Here is a 24,363-nt window from a genome sequence, read left to right as displayed (position 1 = left end):
CCTTCCCGGCGCCAAAGAGGGCGAGGCCCGAAGACCCCGCCCGATCCGCAAGAAACCCCAGGTCACGGCCACACAAGGCAATACGGCTGATGCCCCGCCTCATGCAACCGATGGCTGAAGTCCTGCCACTCGTGCAGCAGTTGGTACACATTGAACGCGTCCCGAGGCCCGCCCCGGTCCGGGACCGTCGACCAGATGAAGGCCGCCGCGCCCACCGCCTCCTCGCCGATGCCGCGCAGGGGGTCGACGACGGTCATCGGGAGTTTCACGACCGCGTAGTCGGGGTGCAGGACGACCAGTTCCAGGGGTGGCACCTTGTTCAGGGGGACGCCCTCGATGCCCGTCAGGACCATCGCCGCCATGGTCTCCGGCTTGATCTTCGTGAACATGCCGTTCATGCCGAGCTCGTCGCCGCCGAGTTCCTCGGGACGCATCGAGATCGGGACGCGGGCAGCGGTCGCGCCGTCCGGCGCGCCGAAGTACTTGTACGTCACCCCCACCCGACCACCATTCCTGCTCCCGGCCCGAAGATCTTCCAACCGGCGTTCAGTACGTCCGTCGAGCCGCTCCGGTTCACTCGGTAGTCCCTGGGTCCGACGTGCTTCCTGCGTGTCCTCCGCCTCGCGCCGGTGCCTTCCCCGCCGGGCACGTCGAGGACCCAGGTCATCAGTCCCCTCGCCCAGTCCGCCACCGCGATGCATATCTCCACCCGACTGCTTTTCTAGGACGCGTCGCCCCCGCCGCGCAACCCGATCATCGTGTCAGTGACCTCCCCCGCGGCCGCTCGCCGAAACGTGCGCTGAAACATCTGTCCGCGGGATCTTCGCAGCCTCCGACCACCCTGGGCCGTCTGAGCTGTGTGTATCACGTCCCAGTCTCGCAGACGCCGGAGGTTCGGGTACCGGTTGCAGGGCACTGTCCTACCCTGAACAGGTCACTCACACCCGGAGTCCGACGTCGTCGGAGAAGGTCGGAGAAGTCGCAGGTCATGAGCGAACTGGCATATCCGTATGAAGCACCGGCCTCGCAGGCTCTGTTCGACCGTGCGGCGGCCGTCACACCCGGTGGCGTGAACTCGCCGGTGCGGGCCTTCCGCGCCGTCGGCGGCACACCCCGGTTCATGGTGTCCGGCAACGGGCCGTATCTGACCGATGCCGACGGGCGGGAGTACGTCGACCTCGTGTGTTCCTGGGGGCCCATGATCCTCGGGCACTCGCACCCCGAGGTCATCGCCGCCGTGCAGGACGCCGTCGCCCGCGGTACGTCCTTCGGCACGCCCGGTGAGGGCGAGGTCGCGCTCGCCGAGGAGATCGTCGCCCGGGTGGAGCCGGTCGAGCAGGTGCGGCTCGTGTCCAGCGGGACCGAGGCGACCATGTCCGCGATCCGGCTCGCGCGCGGGTTCACCCAGCGCAGCAAGGTGATCAAGTTCGCCGGGTGCTACCACGGGCACGTCGACTCGCTGCTCGCCGCCGCCGGCAGCGGCGTCGCGACCTTCGCGCTGCCCGACACCCCGGGCGTCACCGGCGCCCAGGCCGGCGACACCATCGTCCTGCCCTACAACGACCTCGACGCCGTACGCGCCGCCTTCGCCGCCCACCCCGGCGAGATCGCCTGCCTGATCACCGAGGCCTCGCCGGGCAACATGGGCGTCGTACCGCCCGCGGACGGCTTCAACCAGGGCCTCAAGGACCTCTGCGCCGAGAACGGCGCCCTCTACATCTCCGACGAGGTCATGACCGGGTTCCGGACCAGCCGGGCCGGGTGGTACGGGGTCGACGGGGTCCGGCCCGACCTCATGACCTTCGGCAAGGTCATGGGCGGCGGCTTCCCCGCCGCGGCCTTCGGCGGGCGCGCGGACGTCATGGCGCACCTCGCCCCGGCCGGGCCCGTCTACCAGGCCGGCACCCTCTCCGGGAACCCCGTCGCCACCGCGGCCGGCCTCGCCCAGCTGCGGCTCCTGGACGACGCCGCCTACGACAAGGTCGACGCCGTGTCGCAGGAGATCCAGGGGCTCGTCACCGACGCGCTGACCAAGGAAGGCGTCGCGCACCGGCTCCAGAACGCATCCAACATGTTCTCCGTGTTCTTCACCGACCGGCCCGTGCGCGACTACGAGGACGCCAAGGCGCAGGAGTCCTTCCGCTTCACCGCCTTCTTCCACTCCCTGCTCGCGAGCGGCGTCTACCTGCCGCCGTCGTCCTTCGAGTCCTGGTTCGTCTCCACCGCGCACGACGAGCGGGCCGTGCAGCGGATCGCCGACGCCCTCCCGGCGGCGGCCCGGGCGGCTGCGGAGGCGACCGCATGAGCGACCAGAACAGCGGCGACATCACCGTCGTCCACGTCATGCGGCACGGCGAGGTCGCCAACCCGGACGGCATCCTCTACGGGCGGCTGCCCGGCTACCACCTGTCCGAGCTGGGCCGGCGCATGGCCGACCGGGTCGCCGAGCACCTCGCGGCCCGCGATGTGACGTACGTCGTCGCCTCCCCGCTGGAGCGTGCGCAGGAGACGGCGGAGCCGATCGCCAAGGCGCACGGGCTGGACGTCGCCAGCGACGAGCGGCTGATCGAGGCCGGCAACATCTTCCAGGGCAAGACGTTCGGCGTCGGGGACGGGGCGCTGCGCAGGCCCGGCAACTGGAAGCACCTGCTCAACCCGTTCCGGCCGTCCTGGGGCGAGCCGTACGTCGACCAGGTCGTGCGGATGATGAACGCGCTGAGCGCCGCGAAGGACCAGGCCCGGGGGCACGAGGCCGTCGTGGTCAGCCATCAGCTGCCGATCTGGATCGTGCGGTCGTACGTCGAACGGCGGCGGCTCTGGCACGACCCGCGCAAGCGGCAGTGCACGCTCGCCTCGCTGACGACCTTCACGTACCAGGGCGACCGGATCGTTTCTGTCGGCTACACCGAGCCGGCCCGCGATCTCGTCCCGGCGCATCTCCTCGCCGGTGCCAAGCCGGTGAAGGGGAAGGACAAGGCGTTCGGCGCGTAGGACCTTTCTGTTCGCTTCTGACGCCTCCGTTACGGAATCGGCAAATATCACCGGAACCTCCCCGTTCGTCACGTCCTCTGACTGGGTGACCACCAGAGAACGTGATGAACGGGGATGCAATGCGCCCTTACTCCCGCAGGGGAATGCTCGGAATCGGCGCGGGTGCCGCGGCCGCCGTCTCGCTCGCCGGGTGCGGCGGACTCACCGGGTCAGATGGGTCCAGCCACTCCGACGGTTCCGGAGACTCCGCACAAGGCGGGTCGAAGCCGAAGCCGGCCGCCCGGCCCATCGGCGACGGCTCCACCGCCTACACCGGCAAGCAGCCCCACCAGCCCGCGAAGCCCGAGCCGCTGGAGCCGGGTCAGACCCCGCCGCAGTTCGTCGTGTTCTCCTGGGACGGCGCGGGCGAGGTCGGCAACGGGCTCTTCCCGCGCTTCCTGGACCTCGCCAAGGAGCACGGCGCGAGCATGACCTTCTTCCTGTCCGGGCTGTATCTGCTGCCCGAGTCGAAGAAGCGCCTCTACGACCCGCCGAACAATCCGCGCGGCGCCTCCGACATCGGTTACCTCACCGACGAGCACGTCAAGGACACGCTGAAGAACGTCCGCCGGGCGTGGCTGGAAGGTCACGAGATCGGCACCCACTTCAACGGGCACTTCTGCGGCGAGGCCTACGGCTCGGTCAAGAACTGGACGCCCCGGCAGTGGCGCAGCGAGATCGACCAGGCGAAGTCCTTCGTGAAGGAGTGGCGCACCAACACCGGCTGGAGGGACCTGCCGTCGCTGCCGTTCGACTACGACAAGGAGCTCGTCGGCGGCCGCACGCCCTGTCTGCTCGGCCAGGACAACCTCCTGCCCACCGCCCGCGAGCTGGGCTGGCGCTACGACGCCTCCTCGCCCGGCGGCCGTCAGGTGTGGCCGGTGAAGCGGCAGGGGATCTGGGACCTGCCGTTGCAGCAGATACCTTTCCCCGGACGTGGCTTCGAGGTCCTGTCCATGGACTACAACATGCTGGCGAACCAGTCCATCAGCACCACGAAGGCCCCGGCGCACAACTATCCGGGCTGGCGGGAGCAGTCGGCGCAGGCGTACATCCAGGGATTCAAGCGGGCATATGAGACGAATCGGGCGCCCCTCTTCATCGGCAACCACTTCGAGCAGTGGAACGGCGGTATCTACATGGACGCCGTGGAGGAGGCCTTCAAGCACATCGCGCGCGAGAAGGAGAAGGGCGCGGATGTGCGCCTCGTCTCCTTCCGGCAGTTCGTCGACTGGCTGGACGTGCAAAAGCCCGAGGTGCTCGAAAAGCTCCGCACGCTGGAGGTCGGGCAGCAACCGGCCGGTGGTTGGAAGGGGTTCGTCGAGAAGGCCCCACCAAGTGCCGGTACGCCCTCCCGGAACGCCGCCTGAAATGCGGTTTTCCGCCCGCAAGGGGGGTGGGCGAGAGCCCCGGAACGGACATGCGAAACTTTTCACATGAGTGCCGCCAGCTGCGCCCCCCTGCGCTCGAACCGCTCGACCCGCACGACCCTCTCGACCCGGGTCCGTCGCCGCGCCGCCCTGACCGCCGGTGCCGCCGTGGCCGCGCTGCTCGTCACCGCGTGCGGCTCCGGCGGCACCTCCGGCGGGGGCGGCAACACCAACTTCGTCACCGGCACCGACGGCATCGCCACGGTCGCCGAGGGCGAGCGCACCCCGGCACCCGACCTGTCCGGCAAGACCATCGCCGGCAAGACCCTCGACGTCGCCGACTACAAGGGCAAGGTCGTCGTCCTCAACGTGTGGGGTTCCTGGTGCAACCCCTGCCGCGCCGAGGCCAAGTACTTCGCGAAGGTGTCCAAGGAGTACGCCGGCAAGGGCGTGCAGTTCGTCGGCATCAACACCCGCGACACCTCCACCGGCGCCGCGCTCGCCTTCGAGAAGGACTTCGGCATCACCTACCCCAGCCTCTACGACCCGACCGGCAAGCTGCTGCTGCGCTTCGACAGGGGCACCCTCAACCCGCAGGCGATCCCCTCCACCCTGATCCTCGACCGGGACGGGAAGATCGCGGCCCGCTCGCTGTCCGCGCTCAGTGAGGAACGGCTGCTGAAGATGCTCAAGCCGGTCGTCGCGGAGAAGTGACGTGAGCGCGCTCACCCTCGCCGCAGTCGCGGACCCCAACGGCACGGTGCTCAACGGCGCCCTGCTGGTGGCCCTGCCCATCGCCCTGCTCGGCGGACTCGTCTCCTTCTTCTCGCCCTGCGTGCTGCCGCTCGTACCCGGCTATCTCTCCTACGTCACCGGCGTCAGCGGCACCGACCTGGCCGAGGCCCGGCGCGGCCGGATGGTCGCCGGGGCCTCGCTGTTCGTGCTCGGCTTCACGGCTGTCTTCGTCTCCGGCGGGGCGTTCTTCGGATACTTCGGCCAGACGCTCCAGGCGGAGCGGGGCGTGCTCTCCAAGGTGCTGGGCGTCTTCATGATCCTCATGGGCGTCTTCTTCATGGGCCTGATGCCCTGGCTCACCCAGCGCGAGTTCCGTTTCCACAGGAAGCCGGCCGCCGGGCTCGTCGGCGCCCCCGTGCTCGGCGCGCTGTTCGGCATCGGCTGGACGCCCTGCATCGGCCCGACGCTGGCCGCCGTCCAGACCCTCGCCCTGAACCAGGGCAGCGCGGGTCGCGGGGCGGTACTGACCATCGCGTACTGTCTGGGCCTGGGCGTTCCGTTCGTGCTCGCCGCGGTCGCCTTCCGCAAGGCCCTCGGCGCCTTCGGGTGGATCAAGCGCCACTACGTCTGGGTGATGCGGATCGGCGGCACCATGATGATCGTGACCGGTCTGCTGCTGCTGACCGGCGCCTGGGACCGCATCGTGCAGGAGATGCAGGTCTGGTCCGACGGCTTCACTGTGGGGATCTGATCGATGAGCAAGACCACCGCCTCCGACCCGGCCCCGACCGCCGCCGAGGACCAGGAGCTGGGTGACGCCGGCTCCCAGTTGTCCACCGCCCCCACGGAGGACGCGCCCAACCTGCCCTCCCTGGGCGTCATCGGCTGGGCCCGCTGGTTCTGGCGGCAGCTGACCTCCATGCGGGTCGCGCTGCTGCTGCTCCTGCTGCTCTCCCTCGGCGCGATCCCCGGCTCGCTCATCCCGCAGTCCGGCCAGGACGAGACGAAGGTCGCCGACTTCCGCAAGGCCAACCCGACCCTCGGGGACGTCTACGACAAGCTCGGCCTGTTCCACGTCTACAGCTCGGTGTGGTTCTCCGCGATCTACATCCTGCTGTTCATCTCCCTCATCGGCTGCATCGTCCCCCGCACCTGGCAGTTCGTGGGCCAGCTGCGCGGCCGCCCGCCCCGCGCGCCCAGCCGGCTGAACCGGCTGCCCGCCCACACCACCTGGCGCACCACGGCCGAACCCGAGCAGGTCCACAGCGCCGCCCTGGCCCTGCTGAAGAAGCGCCGCTTCCGCGCCCACCTCGCCGGTGACGCCGTCGCCGCCGAGAAGGGCTACCTGCGCGAACTGGGCAACCTCGTCTTCCACATGGCCCTCATCGTGCTGCTGGTGGCCTTCGCCTGGGGCCAGCTGTACAAGTCCGAGGGCAACAAGCTGGTCGTCGAGGGCGACGGCTTCTCCAACACCCTCACCCAGTACGACGACTTCAAGTCCGGCAGCCTCTTCACGTCCGACGACCTGGTGCCGTTCAGCTTCAACCTGAAGAAGTTCACCGGCACCTACGAGCGCAGCGGCCCCAACAAGGGCACCCCGCGCGTCTACCAGGCCGACCTCACCTACAGCGACGGTCCCTACGGCAAGGACGAGAAGACCACCGTCAAGGTCAACCATCCCCTGGAGATCGGCGACGCCAAGGTCTACCTCGTCAGCCACGGCTACGCCCCGGTCATCACCGTCCGCGACGCCAAGGGCAACGTCGTCTACGACGACGCCGTACCGCTGCTGCCGCTCGACGCCAACGTCACCTCCTCCGGCGCCATCAAGGTCCTCGACGGCTACCGCAACCCCGAGGGCAAGAAGGAACAGCTCGGCTTCAACGCGTTCTTCGTGCCGACCTTCGGCGGCGCCGCCAGCGGCACGATGCTGTCGCAGTTCCCCGCGCTGGACTCTCCGGTGCTCGCGCTGTCCGCCTACCACGGCGACCTGGGGGCCGACTCCGGCATCCCACAGAGCGTGTACCAGATGGACAAGACCAACATGAAGGAGTTCAAGGACTCCCAGGGCAAGCTGTTCAAGAAGCTGCTGCGGCCCGGCGAGACCATGAAGCTCCCGAACGGCGCCGGTTCGGTCACCTTCGGCAAGGATGTCAAGGAGTGGGCCGGCTTCCAGGTCGTCCAGGAGCCCGGCGGCGGCTGGGCCCTCGCCGGGGCCCTCGCGGCCATCGGCGGCCTCGCCGCCTCCCTGTTCATCCAGCGCCGCCGCGTCTGGGTGCGCGCGGTCAAGGGCGCCGACGGCGTCACCGTCGTGGAGATGGCCGGCCTCGGCCGCAGCGAGTCCGCGAAGGTCCCCGAGGAGCTGGGCGACCTCGCCGGGATCCTCTACGACCAGACACCGGCCGCGCCCGGCCCGGACGACCCCGCAGATTCCCCCGACACCGACCAGGAGCCGGGTACCGCCACCCCCGTACCTGCCGAAGGGGCTGAGAAGTGACCCTCGCCGCCGCCACCAACGAAAACCTCGCGAACATCAGCAATGTGCTGATCTACTCCGCGATGGCCGTCTACACCCTGGCGTTCTTCGCGTACATCGCCGAATGGCTCTTCGGCAGCCGCAGCAAGGTCGCCAAGACCGCCGCCGCACTCACCGCCAAGCCGGCCGAGGCGAAGAAGGCGCCCGCCGTCACCGTGAACCAGGCGGGCGGCACCGCCGTCCTGGAGCGGCCGAAGGTCACCGTGCGGGCCGCGACCGGTCAGCGGGACGTGCCGGACGGGCCCGGGGCGCACGGCGGTGACGAACAGGGCGACCTGTACGGCCGGATCGCCATCTCCCTCACCGTGCTGGCCTTCCTGATCGAGCTGGGCGGGGTCATCGCCCGCGCGGCCTCGGTGGAGCGGGCGCCGTGGGGCAACATGTACGAGTTCAACATCACGTTCTCCACGGTCGCCGTCGGCGTGTACCTCGGGCTGCTGGCGCTGAAGAAGAACGTGCGCTGGCTCGGCCTGTTCCTGATCACCTCGGTCCTGCTGGACCTGGGCCTCGCGGTCACGGTCCTCTACACCGCCAGCGACCAGCTGGTCCCGGCGCTGCACTCGTACTGGCTGTACATCCACGTCTCCACGGCGATCTTCTGCGGCGCGGTCTTCTACGTCGGCGCGGTCGGCACGATCCTGTACCTCTTCAAGGACTCCTACGAGAACAAGCTCGCGAGCGGCGGCACGCCCGGCACCTTCGCGACGTCCGTCCTGGAGCGGCTGCCCTCCTCCGCCTCCCTCGACAAGTTCTCCTACCGCGTCAACGCGGCCGTCTTCCCGCTGTGGACGTTCACGATCATCGCGGGCGCCATCTGGGCCGGCGACGCCTGGGGCCGCTACTGGGGCTGGGACCCGAAGGAGACCTGGTCCTTCATCACCTGGGTCGCCTACGCCTGCTACCTGCACGCCCGCGCCACCGCCGGCTGGAAGGGCCGCAAGGCCGCCTACCTGGCCCTCATCGCCTTCGGCTGCTGGCTGTTCAACTACTACGGCGTGAACATCTTCGTCTCCGGCAAGCACTCCTACGCGGGCGTGTAAGCCCCCAACACCCCCACTCCGGCGGGCCGGCTCCTGTGATTCCACGTCACGGGAACCGGCCTTCGCCGTCTCGGGGTGCTCAGTTGACGTCGGCCGCGGCGACCCGGTCCAGGTAGGCGTGGAGGGCGCTCGCGCCCTCGACCATGACCCTGGTGCGAGCCGTCAGGGCCTCCCCGCGCGCCGCGATCGCCGCCCGCAGGGCCTCGCTGCTGCCCTCCCGGCGCAGCCCCTCCAGCACGGGCCGGATCTGGTCGAAGAGATAGTGACTGCGGCGCAGCGTGTGCACGAGCCGGGCGTCGCGCACGTCGGCGGGTTTGTAGACCCGGTACCCCGTGCCGCGCTCGCGCCCCGGCGTGAGCAGCCCGGCCCCCTCCCACACCCGCAGCGCGGACGTCCGTACGCCCAGCAGCGCGGCCACCTCCCCGATGCGCAGCCCGCCGGACCGCGGCAGTGGGGCGGGCGGCTGTGCCGCCAGCAGCTCCAGGGCCTCGCTCGCGGCCCCCAGGGAGACCCGCTCCTCGTGCAGGGCGGCATGCGCGGCGTCGACCAGCGCGAGCGCGCCCGGGACGTCCCCGTCGTGCAGGGCGCGCATGATCCGCGTCGCCGTCACCGGCCCGTACCCCCGCATCAGGGCCCGGTACGCCAGCAGCGCGCTGCGGTGCACGTCCCCGAAAACGCGGTAGCCGGACGCGGTCCGCGCGGCGGGCGGCAGCACGCCGGCGTCCTCGTAGTTGCGGATCTGCTGCGTCGAGACACCGGCCAGCCGGGCGAGGTCGACGGGACGGAGACGGCCTTCGTTGGTCATCGATTTGAAGGTTACGGCAGAAGATCCACCGCTGAGACCTGGAAAGACTCAACACCGCTTTTCAATGGAGGACTTGAAGGAAAGGACAACTTCATCCGGGGCACCGGCGCCCGTCTCCACAACCTCCGGAACGTCGCCCCTCTCGTGATCGTCAGGAAGCCGAGGCCGTGGGATCGTCCGGGACCTCGGAGGGCGGCGTGGTGGGCTCGTAGCCGGCATCCGTGGGCCACTCGCTTGGCGACGTGCTGCCGGGCCCTTCGCTTTCGGTGGGAGTGATGGCCGGTCCCTCGTAGGCGGGTGGCTGCCCTTGACCGTCGTTGGATGTGTTGATGCCGAAGGCCAGCGCGCCGACGACGAGTGCTGTCGTTGCTGCCCCGATCAGGAGCATCGTCCTTCTTCGCGAAGGCGGTGAAGAGGCTGAAGGCGCAGCGACGACCTCCTGTCCTGGCTGTTCTTGACGGTTGGCCTTGTGACCATGCGCCACATCGGCGGCAAGAGCGATTGGTTTGACTACCGGCGTGGAACCAGTGGACGTTGGGCCACTCACCTCAGCAGCCACGATGTCCGCAGGAGGCCCCAGTCGTTCCAGGACGATGCGGACTGCCTCGGCGTGCCGGGCGTCTGCTTCTTCCAGGCCGGCATCTATGTGCTCAACGATCTCCTGCTTGAGCTCCTCGCGTCGATCAGCGGGGAGGAATACAGATGCGGTGTCGAAGCGGTGCAGGTACTCGTCTATGAGCTGATTGCGCCTCGAGGTCACTCGTGGCTCCCCTCGCTGTCCAGGAGGTTGTCAACGGCGGTTTTGAAAGGCCCCCACTCACCAGCGAACTCATCCAGCGCTCGTCGCCCCGTCGCGGTCAGCGTGTAGTACCGGCGGGGAGGACCTGAGTCAGATTCCTTCCAGACCGTGTTGACCCACCCCTCCTTCCGAAGCCGTGAGAGCAGCGGATAAATGGTGCCTTCACTGGTCACGAGTCCGTGGGCGTCGCACAGTTCCCGCACCAGTTCAAAGGCGTACCTCTCGCCGTCACGCAGCAGCGCCAAGACGCAGAACTGCAGGATCCCCCGGCGTAGTTGACTCACTCCAGAACGTGCCCCACCCGGCAGTACCATGCTTAACAAGGTACCTGCTGAAGGCTCGCCCCGCCAGCGTCTCCGTCTCAGGAGCCGTATGCATCACCGGCCCGTAGCCCCGCAGCAGCGTCCGGCAGGTGAGCAACGCACGGCGGCGCACGTCCTCGAAGGCCCGGTAGCCGGACGCGGCGCGTGTGGCCGGCGGCAGGACACCGGCCTCCTCGTAGTTGCGGATCTGCTGCGTCGAGACACCGGCCGGCCGGGCGAAGTCGACGGGACGGAGATGGTGTTCGTTGGTCATCGATTTGAAGGTTTCAGCAGGAGAGGCACCGTTGATGCCTGGAAAGTCTCAACATCGCACTTCAATGGAAGACTTGAAGGAATGGACAACAGCATCCGGGTCACCGGCGCCCGCCTCCACAACCTCAGGAACGTCTCCTTCTCCCTCCCGAAGAACAAGCTGGTCGTCCTGACCGGCCTGTCAGGGTCCGGCAAGTCCACGCTCGCCTTCGACACCCTCCACCGCGAGGGCCAGCGGCAGTACCTGGAGTCGCTGGGCATGGTCACCGGCTTCGTCAGCAAACCCGCCGTCGACTCGATCAGCGGCCTGTCCCCGTCCATCAGCGTCGACCAGCACCTCACCAACCGCAGTCCGCGATCCACGGTCGGCACGGTCACCGAGGTGTTCACCTACCTGCGGCTGCTGTGGTCGCGGATCGGCACCCGCCCCTGCCCCGGCTGCGGCAAGAGCATCCCGCCGTCGTACGTGAACGAGGCGGAGGCCGACGAGGACGCCGAGGGCGAGCAGACCCCCTGCCCGCACTGCGGCACCCTCGTGCCCGAGCTGGTGATGGGCTCCTTCTCCTTCAACAAGCCCGCGGGCGCCTGCCCGTCCTGCACCGGCCTCGGCGAGGTGATCCGGCCCGACGTACGGCGCCTGGTCGACGGCTCCCGCTCGCTCGCCCAGGGCGCGGTACGGGGCTGGAACCCGAAGCTCACCGAGTGGAACCTCACCGCGCTGCGGGCCGCCGCCCGCCACTACGGCTTCACCTTCGACGCGGACCGCCCCTTCGGCGAACTGGACGAACCGCAGCAGGACTTGCTGATCCACGGCGTCGAAAGCCCCGAGTTCCGGCGGCACTTCCCGCAGACCGACTCGCCGACTTCCGTGTCGTCCGGCCGCTTCGAAGGGGTCGCGACGGCACTGCTGCGGCGCTACACCGAGCGCGCCGACGACCCCGAGTACCGCGAACGGGCCGAGAAACAGGGCCTGGTGAAGCAGCCCTGCGGTCAGTGCGAGGGCACCCGGCTGCGGCCGGAGAGCCGGGCGGTGACCGTGCGCGGACTGACGATCGTCGAGGCGGCACGACTGCCGCTCACCGAACTCGACGGCTGGCTGGCCGGCCTGAAGGCGCGGTCGGCCGGGGACGAGTGGCTGCTGGTGGAGCCGGTCGTCGCCGACCTGGAGGAGCGGGTACGGCGCCTGGTGGACGTCGGAGTCGGCTACCTCAGCCTGGAGCAGTCCACGCCGAGCCTCTCCGCCGGGGAGACCCAGCGGCTGCGGCTGGCCGCCCTGCTCGGCTCCGGCCTGACCGGTGTGCTGTACGTCCTCGACGAGCCGACCATCGGCCTGCATCCCTCGGACACCGCCCGCCTGATCGGTGTCCTGCGCCGCCTGCGCGACCTGGGCAACACCGTGCTGGTCGTCGAGCACGACCTGGACGTGCTGCGGGCGGCGGACCACGTGGTGGACGTCGGCCCGGGGGCGGGCCGGGACGGCGGCCGGATCGTGGCGGCCGGGACGCCGCAGGAGGTGGCCCGGGCCGAGGCCTCGGTGACCGGCGCGTATCTGTCGGGCCGGCTGCCCGCGCCCGAGTCCCGTGGACGCGGCGACAGCGACTCGGCCGTCGTGATCCGCGGGGCCCGCGCCCACAACCTCAAGGACGTGACCGTACGGATCCCGCTGAACCGCCTGGTGACGGTCACGGGCCCTTCCGGCTCCGGCAAGTCGACGCTGCTGCTGGACATCCTGGGCCGGGCCGCCCGCCGCCACTTCCACGGGGCGGGGGACCTCCCGGCCGAGCACGACGGCATCGACGGCTGGGAGCACCTGTCCAAGGCCGTCCTCATCGACCAACAGCCGATCAGCCGCGTCCCGCGCTCCAACGCGGCGACGTACTCGGACGTCTTCACCCCCATCCGGGAGGTCTTCGCGGCCCGCAGCGAAGGCCGCCTGACAGCGGGGCACTTCTCCTTCAACGTGCCGGGCGGACGCTGCGAACGCTGCGAGGGCGCGGGCGTGCTCACCGTCCAGATGCACTTCCTCCCGGCGGTGGAGGTGCGCTGCCCGGCGTGCCGGGGCCGCCGCTTCCGGCCGGAGGTTCTCTCCGTCCGCCACGAGGGACACGACATAGCCGAGGTGCTCCAGGCGACGGTGGACGAGGCGCTGACGGTGTTCAAGGACGTCCCACCGGTGGCCACCCGGCTGAAGCGCATGGCGGACGTCGGCCTCGGCTACCTCCCCCTGGGCCAGCCCGCCACCACCCTCTCCGGTGGCGAGGCCCAACGCCTCAAACTCGCCCGGGAGCTGGGACGGCGAACGACCGGACGCGCGCTGTACCTGCTGGACGAGCCGACGACCGGCCTGCACGCCGCCGACACCGCCCGCCTCCTCGACGTCCTCCAGCGCCTCGTCGACGCGGGCCACTCGGTCGTGACCATCGAGCACAACCTGGATGTCGTGCGGGCCTCCGACTGGCTGATCGAACTGGGGCCCGAAGGCGGTGCGGCCGGGGGACAGTTGATGGTGGAAGGAGCACCCGGGACCTGAACCTTTCCCGACCCCCGCACGTCTTCGTTCCGTATCCAATGAGCCGGAGCCCAGGCTCCAGAAGGAGGCGTACCGATGAAGACGCCACTCCAGCGCGGCAGACGCGCACCCGCGTGGGGGCTGCTGGCGGCGACCGTCGCCTCGCTGTCCGTGGGCTGCACGTCGGAGTCGTCGTCGGACGACGGCGACGGCGCGCGGCCCGCGCCGTCCTGCGCGTACGTCGTCGAGTACGACGGCCGCAGGTACCTGGGCAGGGACGAGACCGACGTCCCCGTGGGGAAGTCGCTCGGCCATGCCACCCGCCCGGCGTGCGACGACACTCCGGGCGACGGCGACGGCGACGACGGGGAGGGCCCGGCCCTGATGACCGCGTTCGCCGTGCGGGGGGTGGACCCCGGCGTCGCCATCGCGGTGGCGGAGGACACCGACCACTACCGTCTCGTCGTCACCGACACCGTCGAGGAACTCCCGCCCGAGCTGAAGAAGCTGACCGACCGTTCCTGACGCCCGACCGGGCCTCAGCCTCGCTTCTCCAACACCGCGTAGTCGGCGAAGCTGCGGCGGTAGCGCAGGTGCCGGGTCTCCTGGGTGTGCCTGCGCTGCCACTCCTCGACCTCGCCGGGCGCCTGACACGGCCCGGAGGTCGCCCCGCAGTCCGCGTCGTCGCCGGAGACGCAGTACGCCTGGTACTCGGGCAGGGCCGAGGCGTCCTGCACGATCGAGTAGGGGACGTACCGGAAGATCCGGCGCCCTGCCGGTTCCCCGCCGTGCACCTCTCGCTGGTGCTGGCGGAGCAGGACGTTCGCGTCGGTCACCGCGCTCGCGTCGAACGCGGCACGCGCCTTGTCGCGCCGGGCGGCGAGTTCCTCGCATGCCGCACACCCGGGTACCGGTGCGGGAGGCCGGGTGGGATCGGCCGACAACCCTTCCCTGGAACGGTCGTTGGCCGCGCGTACGCCCGCCCTGAGCCGCTCCTCCAGCGTTGCGACCCGGATCCGCGCCGGGTCGGCCTGCCACTCCCGACCGCCGCCGACCGGGCGCAGCATCACGTACGGGCCGGTCTTGTCCTGATACTCGCCGACCTTGCGCGTTTCAGGGTCGTAGACGAGCGTTCCCGGTTCCATTCCCTGCACCTCCGTAACTCTGGGTGTATCGAGCGTTGCTCAGGGGAATGGGCCGGTTCAATGCTTGGCGTGTGACACCGGTGCACTGTCACGGAGGGGGAGGCCGTGAGTCGACGGAACGGCGGGGCGGAGTCGGGGGCGAGCACGGCCGCCGTGTTCGGGGAGGTGCTGCGGCATTTCCGCGAGGCGGCGCTGCTCACGCAGGAGGGTCTGGCGAGGCAGATCCCGTGCGACCGCTCGCACGTGGCGCGGGTGGAGGCGGGAACGAGGGTTCCGCAGGAGAGTTTCGCGAAGAAGTGCGACGAACTTCTTGATACGGGTGGGGTGTTGCTGCGGTTGTGGGGGCGGATCGACTGGTACCCGCAGGTGGAGCATCCTGACTGGTTCCGGCGGCGGGCTGAGATGGATGAGGTGGCCGTCACTTTGCGGGAGTACCAGGAGCGTGTCATCCCGGGCTTGTTGCAGACGCCGGACTACGCCCGGGCGTTGTCCTCGCGCTACGTGAGCGGAGTGGAGCTGGAGGAGCGCGTCCGAGCCCGGATGAGCCGACAGCAGCGCTTCCTTGCCGATGGCGGTCCGCTGTACATCGTCGTCCTCGACGAGAGCTGCCTGCGCAACGTGGTCGATGGTCCAGCCGTCATGCGGGACCAGTGCGCGCACTTGCTCAGCGTCGCGCAGCGCCCCAACATCCGTATCCAGGTCGCGCCCGCAGGCCCTCTCGAAATCGTCCGCCCCAGCGGCTCCATGTCGCTGATCACGCTGCCCGAAGGGCGCCAGTGGCTCTACTCGGAGTCCCTCAACCGTGGCCACTTCACCAACGATCCGGCCCTCTACGAGCGCTATAACCAGTTCTATGATGTGCTCAGGGCGGACGCCCTGTCAGCTCCCCAGTCCGCCGCTCTGATCCACGAGGCGATGGAGAGGTACGAGCACTATGGACCGGAACGAGCTCGGCGCAGTGACCTGGATCAAGAGCAGCTACAGCGATGGCAACGGCGGCAACTGCATCGAAATAGCCCCCGATACCCCCGACATCGTCCCCATCCGCGACAGCAAAACCCCTGACGGCCCGATCCTGCTCGTCACCCGATCCGCCTGGTCCGCTTTCCTCGCCGGCGTCTGCTGAGGGTGCTCACCCGGTCGCGAGGTCTTCCAGGGCGTCGCGCTCCAGCGCGGCGGAGGCCGCGACGACGCCGCCCATGATCGCGCCGCTGACGCCGGCCGACGCCACGTCCTGGCCGGTGAGCAGGAGACCGGGGACGTGGGTGTGGGCGCCGAGGTCGCGCAGGGCGAACCGCTGCGGGGTGTGGGCGAGGGACATGAAGTCACCCTTCTCCCTGCCGAGGAAGTGGTTGAAGCTGAGCGGCGTCGCCAGCTCGGTGTGGTCGATGCGGCCCTCCAGCTGGGGACAGAAGCGGAAGACCTGGCCCAGCAGTTCCTCGGTCAGCCTGTCCTTGAGGCGCTCGTAGTCGGCGCCCCGGCGCATCCACGCGCTGCCCGCGTACGGCTCGAACAGCGACCAGCTGGTCAGCCCCGCGATGTCGATGGTGGTGCGTCCCGGGTACCGGCTCTCCCACGTCGGGTCCTTCAGGGACGGGAAGGTGAGGAAGTACGTCGGCATGGCGCGGTGCTCGGGGTCGGCCTCGAACGCGGCGATGTCGCCGTCGATGTCGGGTCCGGCGTGCGCCCAGATGTTGGCCGGGTCCAGGTCGAGCCGGTCGCCGGACTCCCGGATCCCGATGTTGAGCATGACGTACGTCTGTGAAGGGCCGATCGCGCGCAGGGAGTCGACGAGCCCGGTGGCGGCGGGAGTCCGCTCCGGCAGCAGCCGGGTCAGGGTGTTGAGCGCACCGGCGTCGCTGATGACCAACGGCGCCCGGAAAGTCTTCCCGTCCGTCATGACGACGCCGCGGGCCGAGCCCTTGTCGTCCAGCTCGACGGTTGCCACGTCCGCGGAGATCAGGACGGCTCCACCCGCTCCGGTGATGACGTCGGTCGCCGTCTCCGCAAGTCGTGCGGAGCCTCCGACGGGGAAGTTCGCGCCGTTGATGTAGTGGCGGATGAGCATGGCGTGCATGCCGAACGAGGCGCGGCCGGGGGCGAGCGAGTAGTCGCCGTAGTGGCCGCTGAGCACCGCACGCAGCTCCGCGTCGTCGGTGAGGTCGGTGAGCACCTCGGTGACCGTCCGGTCCGCGTACGAGCGGAAGGGCGCGGCCAGGTCGTCGTAGAGGGCGTCTCCCGCGGAGTGCGGCAGGCTGCGGTGGGCGAGGTAGGGGCGAGCCGCACGGTTCGCCGCGAAGACCAGGTCGACGTACTGGTCGATGGCCCCGGACTCGTGGCGGAAGTATTCCTTCATCCGGTCCTTGAACCGCTGGACGCCGGACCGGTACTCGTACTCCCGGTCCCCGATGAAGACCCGGCTGTACACGTCCGGCATGGGAGCCCACTCCAGCTTGCCGCCGCTGATGTGGTCGAAGATCCGGCGCAGTTGGCTGTTGGGCCGGTGGACGTCGCCCATGTAGTGGAGCCCGGCGTCCCACTCGTATCCGGCGCGCCGGAACGTCTGGGTGGCGCCGCCCGCCGTCGAGTGCTTCTCCAGCACGAGGACCCGTTGTCCGGTCCGGGCCAGGAAGGCGGCTGTGGTCAGACCGCCGATCCCCGATCCGATGACGATCGCGTCCCATGTCTGGCCGGCCGTACTGCGGTGGTAGCTCTCACCGATGTTCACGTGGTGCCCTTTCGTCTAGCTTCGCAAAACCGTAGTCAGCCTAGAGGGACGGATAGACTCGGGCAACACACAGGAGAGGGAGACGTGAGCGACGCAGCCGAAGCAGCGACTGGGGGCCACCCGGAACGGTGGCAGCGGGACGCGTGGGACATCGAACCCGACTCGATCAATCTCGCCCTGGAGTCCCTGAGCCCGCGGACCACGGGCGTGATCATCAGGGAGGCCTTCTACGGCACACGCCGCTTCGACGACTTCGAGCGCCACTGCGGCATCAGCCCGAGCGTGCTGTCCGCCCGCCTGAGGGACCTCGTCGCCAACGGCATCCTGGAGAAGACCCGCTACCGGGCTCCCGGTGCGCGCGGACGCGACGAGTACCGCCTCACCGACAAGGGCCGCGGCCTGCTGCCCATCCTGATCGCCCTGAACGACTGGGCCGAGCAGTGGATCGTCCCGGCCGGCGCCTCCACGGTCTCCCTGCTCCACCGCGACTGCGGCAGCCCGGTTAGGACGGTGGTGACCTGCGCGTCAGGGCACGAGATCACCGCGCCAGGCCAGGTGGCGGCGGCCCCGGGTCCCGGGGCGAGGCCCGCGTCCGCGTCCGACTGACGGCGGCGAGCGGGACGTTCAGATCGCGGTGTCGCGGTCCGTCAGGGCTCGTCCCGCTTGGGGTCGTCGTCCCGCTTCTCCTCGTCGAGGGACTTCAGGAAGTCGGGGTTGTCGTCGGGCGCCACCCACTGCCGGGGACGCGGACGGCCTCCCGCCACACCACTCCGCTTCTTGCCGGCGATGAGCCAGGAGATCGAGCCGACGAGCGGAAACAGCAGCACGAGGATCGCCCACAGCGGCTTGGGCATGTGACGGATGTCGTCGTCCTTCGTGCTGATGCAGTCGATGAACGCGTACACGCTCAGCGCCAGCGGCACGAGCAACATCAGTACCCGGAGCATGCGCGGCCTCTCAGCGAAAGCGGGTGGGCGGTTCAGGGCCAGGGTAGCCGCTCGGGGATACTGGACCGCATGGCTTACGACGATCTTCGCTCCCTGCTCAGGGCTCTGGAGCGCGAGGGCGACCTCAAGCGCATCAAGGCCGAGGTGGACCCGTATCTGGAGGTCGGAGAGATCGTCGACCGGGTGCAGAAGTCCGGCGGTCCCGCGCTGCTCTTCGAGAACGTGCGCGGGTCGAGCATGCCGCTCGCGATGAACGTGTTCGGCACGGACCGGCGCCTGCTGAAGGCGCTGGGCCTGAAGTCGTACGCCGAGATCTCGGAGCGGATCGGCGGGCTGCTGAAGCCCGAGCTGCCGCACGGGTTCGTCGGCGTGCGCGAGGCCTTCGGGAAGCTCGGCGCGATGACGCACGTACCGCCGAAGAAGGTGAAGGACGGGCCGGTGCAGGAGGTCGTCCTGACCGGGGACGACGTGGACCTGGAGCAGCTGCCCGCCCTGTTCACGTGGCCGAAGGACGGCGGCTCCTTCTTCAACCTGGGGCTCACCCACACCAAGGACCCGGAGACGGGCATCCGCAACCTCGGGCTGTACCGCCTCCAGCGCCACGACAAGCGCACGATCGGCATGCACTGGCAGATCCACAAGGACAGCCGCAACCACTACCAGGTGGCGGCCAGGCGCGGGGAGCGGCTGCCCGTCGCGATCGCCTTCGGGTGTCCGCCCGCCGTGACGTACGCCTCCACGGCCCCGCTGCCCGGGGACATCGACGAGTACCTGTTCGCCGGGTTCCTCGCGGGCAAGCGGATCGAGATGGTCGACTGCAAGACCGTGCCGCTCCAGGTGCCGGCGCAGGCGGAGGTCGTGATCGAGGGCTGGTTGGAGCCGGGCGAGATGCTGCCCGAGGGGCCGTTCGGCGACCACACCGGCTTCTACACCCCGCAGGAGCCCTTCCCCGCCCTGAAGATCGACTGCGTGACGATGCGGAAGCGGCCCCTGCTCCAGTCGATCGTCGTGGGCAGGCCCCCGACGGAGGACGGGCCGCTGGGCCGGGCGACGGAACGCTTCTTCCTGCCGCTGCTGAAGATCATCGTGCCGGACATCGTGGACTACCACCTGCCGGAGGCGGGCGGTTTCCACAACTGCGCGATCGTCTCGATCGACAAGAAGTACCCGAAGCACGCGCAGAAGGTCATGCACGCCATCTGGGGCGCGCACATGATGTCGCTGACCAAGCTGATCGTGGTCGTCGACTCCGACTGCGATGTGCACGACCTGCACGAGGTCGCCTGGCGGGCGCTCGGCAACACGGACTACGCCCGCGACCTGAGCATCGTCGAGGGGCCGGTCGACCACCTCGACCACGCCTCGTACCAGCAGTTCTGGGGCGGCAAGGCCGGTATCGACGCGACGAAGAAGTGGCCCGAGGAGGGCTACACGCGCGACGGCGGCTGGCCCGACATGGTGGAGTCCGATCCGGAGACCGCGGCGAAGGTGGACCGCCGCTGGAAGGAGTACGGCCTGTGACCTCCGCTTCCGCCGCGATCCCGCAGCCGGGACGCACGAAGGCCTTCCTCCGGCTGGTGATGATCGAGCACTCGGTCTTCGCGCTGCCCTTCGCCTACATCGCCGCCCTGACGGCGATGTACCAGTGGGACAAGAACGTCCACTGGGGGCGGCTGCTGCTGGTCACCATCTGCATGGTGGGGCTGCGGACCTTCGCGATGGCGGTCAACCGGATCATCGACCGGGAGATCGACGCCCGTAACCCGCGCACGGCGCACCGCGAACTGGTGACGGGCGCGATGTCGGTACGGCACGCGTGGACGGGGGCTCTGATCGCCCTGGTCGTCTTCCTCGGCGCGGCGGCCCTGCTGAACCCGCTGTGCCTGGCGCTCGCCCCCATCGCGGTGATCCCGATGGTGGTCTACCCGTACGGCAAGCGGTTCACGAATTTCCCGCAGGCCATCCTCGGCCTCGCGCAGGCGATGGGACCGGTCGGCGGCTGGCTGGCCGTCACGGGTTCCTGGTCCTGGGACGCGGTGATCCTCGGTCTCGCCGTCGGTATCTGGATCGGCGGCTTCGACCTGATCTACGCCTGCCAGGACGTCGAGACCGACCGCGAGATCGGCGTCATGTCCGTCCCGGCCCGCTTCGGCATCCCGGCGGCGATCTGGGGCGCGCGGGTCTGCCACACCCTCACTACGGCCCTGTTCGTCTGGTACGCCCTGGCCACCGACGCCGGCGCCTTCTTCTGGCTGGGCCTGCTGATCGTCGCCGGCGCGTTCCTCTACGAGCACAGCATCGTCCGCCCCCACGACCTGTCCCGAGTGAACAGGGCGTTCTTCAGCGTCAACGGCTTCATCGGGATTGCCCTGTTCGTGTGTGCGCTGCTGGATCTTCTGGTGCGTGGTCTGACCGTCTGATTACGGTGCGGTCCATGGACCGCCTGCGTGCCCAGCTCGCCCGCTTCGAGGACGCGTTCCCGGGGTTTCGCACGGAGATCGTCGAAGGCAGTGTCGTGGCCAGCCCGGTGAGGCCGTCCGACGGGGAGACCGTCCAGCGGCTGTGTGCGATCGTCGAACGGCAGCTGCCGCCAGGGTGGGACGTCGTCAGCGATGTCCTGTTCCCCTTCGACGACGCCTATGAGTTCTGTCCCGACCTTGCCGTCATCCCGGCAGGGGCGGTGGCCGAGAACCGCAGCGCGTACCCCGCCGACCTGATCGAGCTCGTCGCCGAGGTGGTGTCCCCGGAAAGTGTCCGCCGTGACTACTCACCGTCGACTCCCCGCTCGGCAAGCTGACGATCCCCACCGCCCGGCTCCCGGTGGACCCGAAGGCGCGTTCCTAAGACGCGAGCGCTCGGTTCGCTGCCGGGCGGCGGAAGACGAACGCCGCAGCCACGCCCGCCAGCAGGCCCAGCAAGTGACCCTGCCAGCTGACGCCCGTCTGGGTGGGGGCGAGGCCCGCCAGGATCGAGCCGCCCCAGATCGCGGCGATCAGTATGCCGACCAGGACTCCCCAGGGGCGGCGCTCGACGAAGCCGCTGATCAGGAGGAAGCCGAAGAGGCCGAAGATCAGGCCGGAGGCGCCCGCGGTGTTGGTGTGTGGCGGGGCTATGAGCCATACGCCCAGGCCGTCGACGATCACGATCAGCGCGCAGACCAGCAGGAAACGGCGCAGCCCCGCCAGCGCGGCGAGGAAGCCGAGGACCAGCAACGGCACCGTGTTCGCGGCCAGATGGGCGAAGCCGAAGTGGATGAACGCCGAGGGGACGACGTCGACCAGCTCGGACGGGGTGCGCGGGGTGACGCCGAGGCCGTCCAGCGCGTGGCCGCTCACCACGTCCACCACTTCCAGCAGCCACAGCAGCGCGATCCAGGCCAGCATCAGCTTGCCCGCGGCCATCGCACGGCCGCCGCGTGACCACCCGGCTCCCGCACCCGACATGGCGACCCCCAGTGCTCGCTCGTCCCCTCCGGGGAACGCCCGGCCCCCCTTGGCCGGTTCCCACCCTGCGACGCCGGATAGGCTCGTGTTGTGAACCCAGTCAAGCCAGGCGAGACACCGCGTACGCCTTGGATCGTAGGGGTGTCCGGCGCCTCCGGCACCCCGTATGCCGCTGCCGTGCTGCGGGCGCTCCTCGCCGCCGGCGAGAGCGTCGACCTCGTGGTGTCCCGGGCCTCCCGCCTCACCCTGCTCGACGAGACCGGGATCTCCTTCCGGGACGCCCACTGGCAGGACGACCTGCGGGAATGGCTGTCCCGGGGCGCCGACGGCAAGCCCGGCACGTTCTCCGTGGACATCGACGCCATACGGCACTGGAGCGCCGGCGACCTGGCCGCCGGGCCCTCCTCGGGGTCGTACCCCACCAAGGGCATGCTGATCGTGCCCGCCTCGACCGCGAGCGTGGCCGGGGTCGCGCTCGGGCTGTCGAAGGACCTGTTGCAGCGGGCGGCGAGCGTGACCCTGAAGGAGGGACGCAAGCTGATCGTGGCCGTACGCGAGACCCCGCTGAACGGCCAGACCCTGCGGCATCTGGTCACCCTCGACGACGCGGGCGCGACCGTCGTGCCCGCCTCACCCGCCTTCTACGCGGGCGCGACGCACATCCAGGACCTGGTGGACTTCGTCGCCGGACGCGTACTCGACGCGGCGGGCGTGCCGCACCGGCTCTACCGCCGTTGGCAAGGTGAGCTCGGCGGCGGATCACACCGCGCCGACTGAGCCACACCCCTTGCACGGCATCTGTACGTCATCACAACCACAGACTTTTCAGACAACTTCAGCGGAAGGCTTCGATCGCAATGGACGCGGTGGACAGGCAGCTCATCCAGGCCCTGAGGGAGAACGGCCGGGCCTCCTACGCGGAGCTGGGACGCCTCGTCGGACTGTCGGGACCCAGCGTCACCGACCGCATCAACCGGCTGGAGGCGGCCGGTGTCATCACCGGCTACCGGGCCACCGTCGACGCCGCCTCGCTCGGCCTCGGTGTCACCGCCCTGATCGGCATCTCGCTCTCCGACGCCACCGACCACGAGGACGTGGCGCAGCGGCTGCGGGACCTCTCGGAGATCGAGGACTGCTGGTTCATCGCGGGCGACGACTCGTACATGCTCAAGGTGCGGGCGGAGAACGTGGACGGCCTGGAGAAGATCATCCGGCGGCTCAGCGGCACGAAGGGCGTCTCCCGGACGCGTACGACCATCGTGCTCTCCACGAAGTGGGAGAACCGGGTCGGAGATCTGCCGGAAGAGGCGTAGGCGCGTAGCGCCGAATGGGGGTCCCCCCGCCCGAAGGGTGGGGGAGTACGGTTGGTCGGGCTGTCGGAGAAAGGTGTGGCAATGGACGTCGGGCTCAAGCGCGAGCTGGAGGAGAAGGTCCGCTCCGGTGAGCGGCTGACTCGTGAGGACGGCATCGCGCTGTACGAGTCGGACGACCTGGCCTGGCTCGGCGGCCTGGCACACGAGGTGCGCACGCGCAAGAACGGCGACGTCGTGCACTTCAACGTCAACCGTCACCTCAACATGACCAACGTGTGCACGGCCTCCTGCGCCTACTGCTCCTTCCAGCGCAAGCCGGGAGAGAAGGACGCGTACACGATGCGCATCGAGGAGGCCGTCAAGCTCGCGAAGGCGATGGAGGGCGAGAACCTCACCGAGCTGCACATCGTCAACGGGCTGCACCCGAACCTGCCGTGGCGCTACTACCCGCGCTCGCTGCGGGAGTTGAAGGCCGCGCTGCCGAACGTCTCGCTGAAGGCCTTCACGGCGACCGAGATCCACCACTTCGAGACCATCTCCGGGATGAGCGCGTCCGAGATCCTGGACGAGCTGATCGACGCGGGGCTGGAGTCGCTGACCGGCGGCGGTGCGGAGATCTTCGACTGGGAGGTCCGGCAGCACATCGTGGACCACCGCACCCACTGGGAGGACTGGTCCCGTATCCACCGGCTCGCGCACGAGAAGGGTTTGAAGACCCCGTGCACGATGCTGTACGGCCACATCGAGGAGCCGCGGCACCGGGTGGACCATGTGCTGCGGCTGCGTGAGCTCCAGGACGAGACCGGGGGTTTCCAGGTCTTCATTCCGCTGCGGTACCAGCACGACTTCGTCGACGTGCAGGACGGCAAGGTGCGCAATCGCCTTCAGGCGCGGACGCAGATGGCGACGGGGGCGGAGGCGCTGAAGACCTTTGCCGTGTCGCGGCTGCTGTTCGACAACGTGCCGCATGTGAAGGTCTTCTGGGTCATGCACGGTGTGCAGACCGCGCAGCTGGCGTTGCTGCACGGGGCGGACGACATGGACGGGTCTGTCGTCGAGTACAAGATCACGCATGACGCGGACAACTTCGGGACGCCGAACAAGCTGACCCGTGAGGACTTGCTGGATCTCATCCGCGATGCCGGGTTCCGGCCGGTGGAGCGGAACACGCGGTACGAGATCATCCGGGAGTATGAGGGGCCGGACCCGGAGCGTCGCGAGTCGCCGCAGCCGATGCGTGTCTGAGCGATTTCGGGCGCGGGTGTGTGGGGGCTTGGCGCGCAGTTCCCCGCGCCCCTAGGGCGTGTTTTTGAACTGAGCTCCTGAACACGCCTCAGGCCGTGATGATCTCGGTGTGGGGCGTGGGGACCTTTCGGACGATCAGTGGT

General features: G+C 69.4%; 26 protein-coding genes and 1 pseudogene. 18 read left to right on the top strand and 9 right to left on the bottom strand.

Annotation, left to right across the window (positions count from 1 at the left end; genetic code table 11):
• Nucleotides 1-62: 62 nt before the first annotated feature.
• Complete coding sequence (locus tag ACIBNA_RS35095) at nt 63-500, bottom strand: hypothetical protein (RefSeq protein ID WP_019061278.1); 438 nt, start codon at nt 498-500, stop codon at nt 63-65.
• 488 nt (nt 501-988) lie between these two features.
• Here ACIBNA_RS35095 and hemL point away from each other — a divergent pair, with 488 nt between their 5' ends.
• The 7 genes from hemL (at nt 989) to ccsB (ending at nt 8,711) form a co-directional block, all read left to right on the top strand.
• The gene (gene hemL / locus ACIBNA_RS35090; RefSeq protein WP_399169233.1) at nt 989-2,305 is read left to right on the top strand and encodes a glutamate-1-semialdehyde 2,1-aminomutase; all 1,317 of its coding nucleotides are present in this window, start codon (nt 989-991) and stop codon (nt 2,303-2,305) included.
• On the top strand, nt 2,302-2,991 hold the full coding sequence (locus ACIBNA_RS35085; RefSeq protein WP_399169231.1) for a histidine phosphatase family protein: 690 nt from the start codon (nt 2,302-2,304) through the stop codon (nt 2,989-2,991). Before hemL ends, ACIBNA_RS35085 begins: the two co-directional genes overlap by 4 nt.
• A 119-nt stretch (nt 2,992-3,110) precedes the next feature.
• Nucleotides 3,111-4,400 (top strand): hypothetical protein, encoded by a 1,290-nt coding sequence (locus ACIBNA_RS35080; RefSeq protein WP_399169230.1) that lies wholly within the window; start codon nt 3,111-3,113, stop codon nt 4,398-4,400.
• A 66-nt stretch (nt 4,401-4,466) separates the two neighbouring features.
• Complete coding sequence (locus ACIBNA_RS35075; protein WP_399169229.1) at nt 4,467-5,114, top strand: TlpA family protein disulfide reductase; 648 nt, start codon at nt 4,467-4,469, stop codon at nt 5,112-5,114.
• A gap of 1 nt (nt 5,115) precedes the next feature.
• Nucleotides 5,116-5,886 (top strand): cytochrome c biogenesis CcdA family protein, encoded by a 771-nt coding sequence (locus ACIBNA_RS35070; RefSeq protein WP_086563960.1) that lies wholly within the window; start codon nt 5,116-5,118, stop codon nt 5,884-5,886.
• A 3-nt stretch (nt 5,887-5,889) separates the two neighbouring features.
• Nucleotides 5,890-7,632 carry a cytochrome c biogenesis protein ResB gene (locus ACIBNA_RS35065; protein ID WP_399169228.1) on the top strand — a complete coding sequence of 581 codons (1,743 nt, stop codon included), beginning with the start codon at nt 5,890-5,892 and terminating at the stop codon, nt 7,630-7,632.
• Entirely contained in the window at nt 7,629-8,711 is a 1,083-nt protein-coding gene (ccsB, locus tag ACIBNA_RS35060; RefSeq protein WP_399169227.1) for a c-type cytochrome biogenesis protein CcsB, read from the top strand. The genes ACIBNA_RS35065 and ccsB overlap by 4 nt, the downstream gene beginning before the upstream one ends.
• Nucleotides 8,712-8,790: 79 nt before the next feature.
• On the opposite strand, the gene ACIBNA_RS35055 is transcribed toward ccsB, so the two are convergent.
• The 4 genes and pseudogenes from ACIBNA_RS35055 to ACIBNA_RS35040 all read right to left on the bottom strand — a co-directional run.
• The gene (locus ACIBNA_RS35055) at nt 8,791-9,516 is read right to left on the bottom strand and encodes a MerR family transcriptional regulator (protein WP_399169226.1); all 726 of its coding nucleotides are present in this window, start codon (nt 9,514-9,516) and stop codon (nt 8,791-8,793) included.
• Between the two features lie 151 nt (nt 9,517-9,667).
• A complete protein-coding gene (locus tag ACIBNA_RS35050; RefSeq protein ID WP_399169225.1) occupies nt 9,668-10,276 on the bottom strand; it encodes an HAAS signaling domain-containing protein in 609 nt (202 codons plus the stop codon).
• Nucleotides 10,273-10,629, bottom strand: coding sequence for a PadR family transcriptional regulator (locus ACIBNA_RS35045; RefSeq protein WP_059417520.1), 357 nt, complete (start codon nt 10,627-10,629; stop codon nt 10,273-10,275). The genes ACIBNA_RS35050 and ACIBNA_RS35045 overlap by 4 nt, the downstream gene beginning before the upstream one ends.
• A gap of 55 nt (nt 10,630-10,684) precedes the next feature.
• Nucleotides 10,685-10,891, bottom strand: a pseudogene (locus ACIBNA_RS35040) (MerR family DNA-binding transcriptional regulator); the annotation flags it as partial.
• An 81-nt stretch (nt 10,892-10,972) separates the two neighbouring features.
• Between ACIBNA_RS35040 and uvrA the strand changes: the two are divergent.
• Both uvrA and ACIBNA_RS35030 read left to right on the top strand, forming a co-directional pair.
• Nucleotides 10,973-13,420, top strand: a complete 2,448-nt coding sequence (gene uvrA / locus ACIBNA_RS35035) for an excinuclease ABC subunit UvrA (RefSeq protein ID WP_399169223.1) — start codon at nt 10,973-10,975, stop codon at nt 13,418-13,420.
• Between the two features lie 75 nt (nt 13,421-13,495).
• Nucleotides 13,496-13,924: a DUF6281 family protein gene (locus ACIBNA_RS35030; protein ID WP_399169222.1), complete on the top strand. Its 429-nt coding sequence runs from the start codon at nt 13,496-13,498 to the stop codon at nt 13,922-13,924.
• A gap of 14 nt (nt 13,925-13,938) precedes the next feature.
• Here ACIBNA_RS35030 and ACIBNA_RS35025 read toward each other — a convergent pair whose 3' ends face one another.
• Nucleotides 13,939-14,544 carry a hypothetical protein gene (locus tag ACIBNA_RS35025; protein ID WP_399169220.1) on the bottom strand — a complete coding sequence of 202 codons (606 nt, stop codon included), beginning with the start codon at nt 14,542-14,544 and terminating at the stop codon, nt 13,939-13,941.
• A 153-nt stretch (nt 14,545-14,697) separates the two neighbouring features.
• On the opposite strand from ACIBNA_RS35025, the gene ACIBNA_RS35020 reads away from it, so the two are divergent.
• Both ACIBNA_RS35020 and ACIBNA_RS35015 read left to right on the top strand, forming a co-directional pair.
• Nucleotides 14,698-15,609, top strand: a complete 912-nt coding sequence (locus ACIBNA_RS35020; protein WP_399169219.1) for a Scr1 family TA system antitoxin-like transcriptional regulator — start codon at nt 14,698-14,700, stop codon at nt 15,607-15,609.
• Complete coding sequence (locus tag ACIBNA_RS35015; RefSeq protein ID WP_399169298.1) at nt 15,557-15,670, top strand: DUF397 domain-containing protein; 114 nt, start codon at nt 15,557-15,559, stop codon at nt 15,668-15,670. The genes ACIBNA_RS35020 and ACIBNA_RS35015 overlap by 53 nt, the downstream gene beginning before the upstream one ends.
• A 6-nt stretch (nt 15,671-15,676) precedes the next feature.
• Here the strand turns inward: ACIBNA_RS35015 and ACIBNA_RS35010 are convergent, their stop codons facing one another.
• Nucleotides 15,677-17,272 (bottom strand): phytoene desaturase family protein, encoded by a 1,596-nt coding sequence (locus ACIBNA_RS35010; RefSeq protein ID WP_399169218.1) that lies wholly within the window; start codon nt 17,270-17,272, stop codon nt 15,677-15,679.
• A gap of 84 nt (nt 17,273-17,356) precedes the next feature.
• Here ACIBNA_RS35010 and ACIBNA_RS35005 point away from each other — a divergent pair, with 84 nt between their 5' ends.
• Complete coding sequence (locus tag ACIBNA_RS35005; protein ID WP_399169216.1) at nt 17,357-17,878, top strand: winged helix-turn-helix transcriptional regulator; 522 nt, start codon at nt 17,357-17,359, stop codon at nt 17,876-17,878.
• Between the two features lie 41 nt (nt 17,879-17,919).
• On the opposite strand, the gene ACIBNA_RS35000 is transcribed toward ACIBNA_RS35005, so the two are convergent.
• The gene (locus tag ACIBNA_RS35000) at nt 17,920-18,219 is read right to left on the bottom strand and encodes a PLD nuclease N-terminal domain-containing protein (RefSeq protein ID WP_399169214.1); all 300 of its coding nucleotides are present in this window, start codon (nt 18,217-18,219) and stop codon (nt 17,920-17,922) included.
• Between the two features lie 69 nt (nt 18,220-18,288).
• On the opposite strand from ACIBNA_RS35000, the gene ACIBNA_RS34995 reads away from it, so the two are divergent.
• Genes ACIBNA_RS34995 through ACIBNA_RS34985 form a run of 3 tightly spaced genes read left to right on the top strand, consistent with a single transcriptional unit; the run spans nt 18,289 to nt 21,016 of the window.
• Nucleotides 18,289-19,740 (top strand): menaquinone biosynthesis decarboxylase, encoded by a 1,452-nt coding sequence (locus ACIBNA_RS34995; RefSeq protein WP_399169213.1) that lies wholly within the window; start codon nt 18,289-18,291, stop codon nt 19,738-19,740.
• Nucleotides 19,737-20,639: a menaquinone biosynthesis prenyltransferase MqnP gene (gene mqnP, locus ACIBNA_RS34990; protein ID WP_399169211.1), complete on the top strand. Its 903-nt coding sequence runs from the start codon at nt 19,737-19,739 to the stop codon at nt 20,637-20,639. The genes ACIBNA_RS34995 and mqnP overlap by 4 nt, the downstream gene beginning before the upstream one ends.
• A gap of 14 nt (nt 20,640-20,653) precedes the next feature.
• Nucleotides 20,654-21,016: a Uma2 family endonuclease gene (locus ACIBNA_RS34985; RefSeq protein ID WP_399169209.1), complete on the top strand. Its 363-nt coding sequence runs from the start codon at nt 20,654-20,656 to the stop codon at nt 21,014-21,016.
• Nucleotides 21,017-21,059: 43 nt separating this feature from the next.
• Here the strand turns inward: ACIBNA_RS34985 and ACIBNA_RS34980 are convergent, their stop codons facing one another.
• Entirely contained in the window at nt 21,060-21,662 is a 603-nt protein-coding gene (locus tag ACIBNA_RS34980; protein WP_399169208.1) for a rhomboid family intramembrane serine protease, read from the bottom strand.
• Between the two features lie 90 nt (nt 21,663-21,752).
• On the opposite strand from ACIBNA_RS34980, the gene ACIBNA_RS34975 reads away from it, so the two are divergent.
• The 3 genes from ACIBNA_RS34975 to mqnE all read left to right on the top strand — a co-directional run bounded on the left by ACIBNA_RS34975 (nt 21,753) and on the right by mqnE (nt 24,220).
• Entirely contained in the window at nt 21,753-22,439 is a 687-nt protein-coding gene (locus tag ACIBNA_RS34975) for a UbiX family flavin prenyltransferase (protein WP_399169207.1), read from the top strand.
• A gap of 80 nt (nt 22,440-22,519) precedes the next feature.
• On the top strand, nt 22,520-22,975 hold the full coding sequence (locus ACIBNA_RS34970) for an Lrp/AsnC family transcriptional regulator (protein ID WP_399169206.1): 456 nt from the start codon (nt 22,520-22,522) through the stop codon (nt 22,973-22,975).
• Between the two features lie 81 nt (nt 22,976-23,056).
• Nucleotides 23,057-24,220 carry an aminofutalosine synthase MqnE gene (mqnE, locus tag ACIBNA_RS34965; RefSeq protein ID WP_399169205.1) on the top strand — a complete coding sequence of 388 codons (1,164 nt, stop codon included), beginning with the start codon at nt 23,057-23,059 and terminating at the stop codon, nt 24,218-24,220.
• The last annotated feature ends 143 nt before the right edge of the window (nt 24,221-24,363 follow it).

Origin of the sequence: Streptomyces sp. NPDC050164, from assembly GCF_044459945.1 — a bacterium.
Classification (GTDB): domain Bacteria; phylum Actinomycetota; class Actinomycetes; order Streptomycetales; family Streptomycetaceae; genus Streptomyces; species Streptomyces coeruleorubidus_A.
Note: the sequence above shows the minus strand (reverse complement) of the source record. Positions and strands in the feature narration are given on the sequence as shown.

Bases quoted from the DNA above. Each gene is read 5' to 3' on its own strand.
- ACIBNA_RS35030 (WP_399169222.1), top strand. From the start codon at position 13,496: ATGAAGACGCCACTCCAGCGCGGCAGACGCGCACCCGCGTGGGGGCTG.
- ACIBNA_RS35045 (WP_059417520.1), bottom strand. From the start codon at position 10,629: ATGGTACTGCCGGGTGGGGCACGTTCTGGAGTGAGTCAACTACGCCGG.
- ACIBNA_RS35065 (WP_399169228.1), top strand. From the start codon at position 5,890: ATGAGCAAGACCACCGCCTCCGACCCGGCCCCGACCGCCGCCGAGGAC.
- ACIBNA_RS35055 (WP_399169226.1), bottom strand. From the start codon at position 9,516: ATGACCAACGAAGGCCGTCTCCGTCCCGTCGACCTCGCCCGGCTGGCC.
- ACIBNA_RS35025 (WP_399169220.1), bottom strand. From the start codon at position 14,544: ATGGAACCGGGAACGCTCGTCTACGACCCTGAAACGCGCAAGGTCGGC.
- ACIBNA_RS34995 (WP_399169213.1), top strand. From the start codon at position 18,289: ATGGCTTACGACGATCTTCGCTCCCTGCTCAGGGCTCTGGAGCGCGAG.
- ACIBNA_RS34980 (WP_399169208.1), bottom strand. From the start codon at position 21,662: ATGTCGGGTGCGGGAGCCGGGTGGTCACGCGGCGGCCGTGCGATGGCC.
- ACIBNA_RS35000 (WP_399169214.1), bottom strand. From the start codon at position 18,219: ATGCTCCGGGTACTGATGTTGCTCGTGCCGCTGGCGCTGAGCGTGTAC.
- ACIBNA_RS34985 (WP_399169209.1), top strand. From the start codon at position 20,654: ATGGACCGCCTGCGTGCCCAGCTCGCCCGCTTCGAGGACGCGTTCCCG.
- ACIBNA_RS35085 (WP_399169231.1), top strand. From the start codon at position 2,302: ATGAGCGACCAGAACAGCGGCGACATCACCGTCGTCCACGTCATGCGG.
- hemL (WP_399169233.1), top strand. From the start codon at position 989: ATGAGCGAACTGGCATATCCGTATGAAGCACCGGCCTCGCAGGCTCTG.
- mqnE (WP_399169205.1), top strand. From the start codon at position 23,057: ATGGACGTCGGGCTCAAGCGCGAGCTGGAGGAGAAGGTCCGCTCCGGT.
- ACIBNA_RS35075 (WP_399169229.1), top strand. From the start codon at position 4,467: ATGAGTGCCGCCAGCTGCGCCCCCCTGCGCTCGAACCGCTCGACCCGC.
- uvrA (WP_399169223.1), top strand. From the start codon at position 10,973: ATGGACAACAGCATCCGGGTCACCGGCGCCCGCCTCCACAACCTCAGG.
- ACIBNA_RS34970 (WP_399169206.1), top strand. From the start codon at position 22,520: ATGGACGCGGTGGACAGGCAGCTCATCCAGGCCCTGAGGGAGAACGGC.
- ACIBNA_RS35080 (WP_399169230.1), top strand. From the start codon at position 3,111: ATGCGCCCTTACTCCCGCAGGGGAATGCTCGGAATCGGCGCGGGTGCC.